At 47.1% G+C, this 4450-nt stretch carries 5 protein-coding genes; all 5 read left to right on the top strand.

The annotated features are described in order from the left end of the window. The first annotated feature begins 196 nt into the window (after positions 1-196). The 5 genes from ACYQ8U_RS22645 (at position 197) to ACYQ8U_RS22625 (ending at position 4130) form a co-directional block, all read left to right on the top strand. Positions 197-616 carry a hypothetical protein gene (locus tag ACYQ8U_RS22645; protein ID WP_459947831.1) on the top strand — a complete coding sequence of 140 codons (420 nt, stop codon included), beginning with the start codon at positions 197-199 and terminating at the stop codon, positions 614-616. 257 nt (positions 617-873) lie between these two features. Continuing rightward, complete coding sequence (locus tag ACYQ8U_RS22640) at positions 874-1221, top strand: CHC2 zinc finger domain-containing protein (protein ID WP_459947830.1); 348 nt, start codon at positions 874-876, stop codon at positions 1219-1221. Then, the gene (locus ACYQ8U_RS22635; RefSeq protein WP_459947829.1) at positions 1218-1799 is read left to right on the top strand and encodes a DNA methylase; all 582 of its coding nucleotides are present in this window, start codon (positions 1218-1220) and stop codon (positions 1797-1799) included. Before ACYQ8U_RS22640 ends, ACYQ8U_RS22635 begins: the two co-directional genes overlap by 4 nt. Then, positions 1792-3471 (top strand): integrase, encoded by a 1680-nt coding sequence (locus ACYQ8U_RS22630; RefSeq protein WP_459947828.1) that lies wholly within the window; start codon positions 1792-1794, stop codon positions 3469-3471. Before ACYQ8U_RS22635 ends, ACYQ8U_RS22630 begins: the two co-directional genes overlap by 8 nt. Beyond that, on the top strand, positions 3468-4130 hold the full coding sequence (locus ACYQ8U_RS22625; RefSeq protein ID WP_459947827.1) for an AAA family ATPase: 663 nt from the start codon (positions 3468-3470) through the stop codon (positions 4128-4130). The genes ACYQ8U_RS22630 and ACYQ8U_RS22625 overlap by 4 nt, the downstream gene beginning before the upstream one ends. Positions 4131-4450: the final 320 nt, after the last annotated feature.

The raw sequence follows: 4450 nt of genomic DNA, 5'->3' as shown, positions 1-4450 counted from the left end.
TGCTAAGATACAAATAGTGTAACGTCCACCCCCCGAATCAGTGACAAAATACTGTAACGGGTTTACCCCGCCGCCAAACCCCGCCAATCAGAAAAAAAATCATACCCCGCTATCCCGCCAAGATCCCGCCGCCGATTTTCAATTCTCCATTTTGCGTATATTTTTTATCCAGTTTTGAATGTTGGAGAATTTTATAATGGCAAAAAATATACGTGGGAAACGTCCCTGCAGTATTTGCCGCAAATGGTTTCAGCCAATTGCGCAACAAAAAGGACGGCAAAAGACATGCAGTCCGGAATGTCAACGAGAACGTCATCGAAGGCAATGTGAAAAATGGAACAGGAAGAATAAGCCCTATTTCAAAAACAACTATCTGGCCGATAAGGTGAACGGGATTAAGCAGCAGGAACAATTTAAGGATTCACCTGCTGATCAGCCAAGACAGGCGAGAGACCCACCCGCCATCTTTTTACCGCAATCACCACATCAGAGAAAACCGGTTCTACCACTGGAGGTCATTGCGGCTCAGATGGGAGAAAAACAGGCTATCATCACGCAATATCTGATTACTCAGGTCATCCGCCATGTTCGTGCCGAAAAATCAGGCTTTACATGACATGATCACCCGTTGCCACCCCCGACTAATCGCCGAGTGTGTTTAAGACGCATGAATACTCTAACAGTTAGTAATACTTGAAAATATGTAAAAAGTAATGCCATTTTGAGTTTAAGAGACATGATGGACGTAAGCTACTGATAATTAACATGATACAGCAAGACTACCGCCATTGTCTATTCAAGAGGCAAACGACGGGATTGATTGCCGATGGTATAAAAAAGGCATCTTCAAAAAACGGCAAAATGAGGTGCTTTATGAAAAACAGGTTTTCATCCCGGGAGTTATTTGATCTGAGAAACAACATACCGGTGGATATGCTGATCAGGGACCAATTGCAGATTCCCTCAAAGATCAGGGACGGGTTTTTCCGTTTTCTGTGCCCCATCTGTAATGAATTTCAGACAGCAGTCAATCCGAACACCAATCTGGCCAGATGCTTTCGGTGTGGGAAGAATTTTAATACCATCGATCTGGTTATGGCGGTCAGGGGATGTGGCTTCAAAGACAGTGTCTTGTTTTTGAAAACCCTGAATATACCGCAAGATGGGCAGGTAGAGACGCTGAAAGCCCTTGCCGCAGGTATCGGGAGGCCTATGCCGTGACCTCGTCGATAACCAGTGAACAGGAACAACTGGCCCGATTGGAGTCGCTGATTTCCAGCAATCAGGAACATTTTTACGAGACCGGCAGGGCGTTGAAAGAAATCCGGGACAATCGGTTGTACAAACTGGCATTGTTTGACACATTTGCAGCCTATACCCGGGCACGGTGGGATATAAGCCGGGCCCATGCCTACCGGCTGATCAAGTACTGCGAGGTGATCCGCAATCTGTCTCCAATTGGAGAGGTTCTGCCGTCCAATGAAGCTCAGGTCCGCCATCTTGCTTCGCTGAGTCCCTTGGAACAGCGGCGGATTTGGAAGGATTTTCTGGACAGCGTCACCGAACTGACGGCACGAAACATCAAAAGATTCATTGACAGCCGAAACATAAAAAAAACCAATCCGCCTGATTTGAGCGGCCGGATCACCCCGGAATATATGGCTGCGGTCAAGGCTCTGTTGGAACAGGTGCGTATGGCCCGGCATGACAACTGGCAGGCGACATCGCGTCAGGCGGCCCTGCTATGGAACCGGGTTGTCAGAGAAAAGATTTTGTCAAAAGAGGCAGGTAATGGATAAGGTCACAAATGATCTGAGCATTGACGACAGGTTTTATCTGCTACTTCACAAAAAGATCATGAACAAGAGCGGATCTGCCAGACGAAGGAGCAAAAAATATTACCAGGACCAGTACCGGAAAACCGGCACCATTCCCGCCCCTTTGTTATTGGTTGAAAAAGGGGTGATGGAGGGCCGAAAATGCAGCGGCCGTCGCCCTTCCCTCGATGAAGCCGTCAGAATACGTTTTATCGACATGGTTAAAGCCTCCTGTGATCCCTTGTCCCGGGAATTCATCTTTATTACCCGCAAAGCCAGAACCATCAAGAATTACCACTATTGGCTGGAACAGGAATTTGGCCGATCCATCAGCCTTTCGGCGCTCCGGCGGTGTGCCGGAAATGAAAATCTCAAGTTTTACCTTGAGAAACCGGATTCTGAAGAAGATATTTCGGTGAAGCACGCCTTCAAGCAGGAATCGGTATTTGCCCTGATCCAGATTGATGGCTGCCGGTTTCGATATATCAGAATCAGAAATGAAAAGGGCAACTGGCAGGCTCCGCAGGTCATTGAAACATTCGATACCGGGTCCCGGTACCTGTTTGATCTGGATGTCTGGTTTGAAGAAACCAGCATGAACGCTCTGGAGTTGTTCACCCGGTTTTTAAAGGGAACCGAATTTCCCTTGATCACTCTCTGCATCCGGCCGGACAATGCCAAAGGTTTTTTAAACCTGAAACGAGCATTCAACGCATTGAATATCGCCCATTCCACCCCAGGCGGATTTTATATGTCAGCGGATTTTGCCCGGATTCATTCTCCCAAAGACAAAGCGCACCTCGAATCATCCCACAGAAGTCTGCACAACTTTGAAATACGGATTATCAAGGCGTTTGAAGACCGGATTGTTAAAACAGCGCCCACCACCATTTTCAGCCAGGGGAAAAAAGAAACCATTACCGTGACATTCCTGGATATCACCCTCCAGGAGATGAGAAAAAGTCGTCTTATTGAGGAATACCGTAACGAACACAACCGGAACAAACATTATTTCAGTGAAAACGGCCGGGTCGATGCATGGATCCCGGAACAAAAAATGACCCGGTTTTTATCGGAACAGCCCGGTACCCTGACATTTTCTCCCGGCCAGGTGCAGGAATATATGAAATACGGCTTCCAGAAAATCAAGGCCACAGTGTCTAAAAAAAGGACCATCCGCCATGCCAATCAGGACTATTATGTGACCATTGGCGCCGATCTGTTCAGCAGGCAGAAAAGCACACCGGTGAAAATATCGTCCTTCAGGGACAAACTGTATATTTTCGAACCTGGAGAGGATGGTGTCCTTCTCGGTGAAGCCCTCGCCTGTAAACCATTTGCAGGACCGCCGGATATCAAGGACATCCATGTTCCGCCCAACGAGATCTCCACAATGATCGATTTTCTGGAGCAACACGGTATGATTGTCGACCGGCCCACCTTGATCGAAATCTATCACAAAGGTATTGATTTTAACCGTGCGAAAACCATCTACTCGTTAAATCAGCAGCGATACCACAGCTTCACGAAAAAAATCAGACAACCCGTGCAACTAAAAGGGACGGCGTTGTTCAAAGCGTTTGTTCTGGATTGCTGCAAGTCAATGCATGACGGCCATGTGGCACCATACGCCTCCCATGGAGATTTGATATGAAAGAAGATTTTATCAGTGACAAGCGCCGGATCTCCTATCTGAGCGCAACCTACAGCCGCATTTACCGGGGGCAGAGTGTGTTGATCGAGGGAGACTTCGGAGCTGGAAAAACACGGTTTTTACAATTGATTCGTCCCAAAAAACTCCATGCCATATGGGTCGAATCCCTGTTCAACATTCACGAAACCCTGGCAGCCATCCTCCGCGAATTGAACTATGATACCGCGGCCACCTATCGCCGCACCCCCCAGTATCTGAAAATGATCTGCGGCCTGTCCAACTGTTTCATTATCATCGACGAGGCCAGTGATCTCGACACTCGGGTATGGCCATATCTCAAGCGGATCATCGATGCTGGTGTCCCGGTCGTTCTTGCCGGGTTGCCCAAGGTCAGGACCTACCTGAGCCGCAACCATCCGGACATTCTCAGCAGATTAAAGACCCTGATTTTATACCCGATCGTGGTGGAAGATTTCATTTCAGAATATAAAGACATGCAGCAAGAGGCCATCGAGCAGATTTATATGACCGTCAAAGGAGATATGCGTAAGTTCAAAGAAATCTGTACAGACTGTCGGGACAGGGCAAAAGAATTGAAGTATCAGTTCGTCGATATCAATCTTGCCCTTGAATTCATCTCAAACCTGCCTCCCCAGTAATTCCACAAACACCTGCCCGGCCCTATATAAAAATAAAATCCATATAGACCATCTCGCCGTTTCGTCGGCAGATCGTCTATTCTCGTCCACAGCACCAGATCCGATTTTTGTCTGTTTGCCGTGATGCCCTTTTTGGCGCTGAAAAGGGCATAATGTTTCGCAATCTTCTGTAATATCGGAGAAATTTTCATGGCGTTACACTATTTTGAAAATTGATCTCCTCAACAATATGAAGGTAAATTCCTTGAATTAGATGAAAAATAACCACTTCGACCTGAATCCGCCTCGTTAAAAAGCGTTACAGTATTTGAATCTCATCA

The sequence above is a fragment of the Desulfocastanea catecholica genome, assembly GCF_054657295.1.
This window is presented reverse-complemented; position numbering and strand designations above follow the sequence as displayed.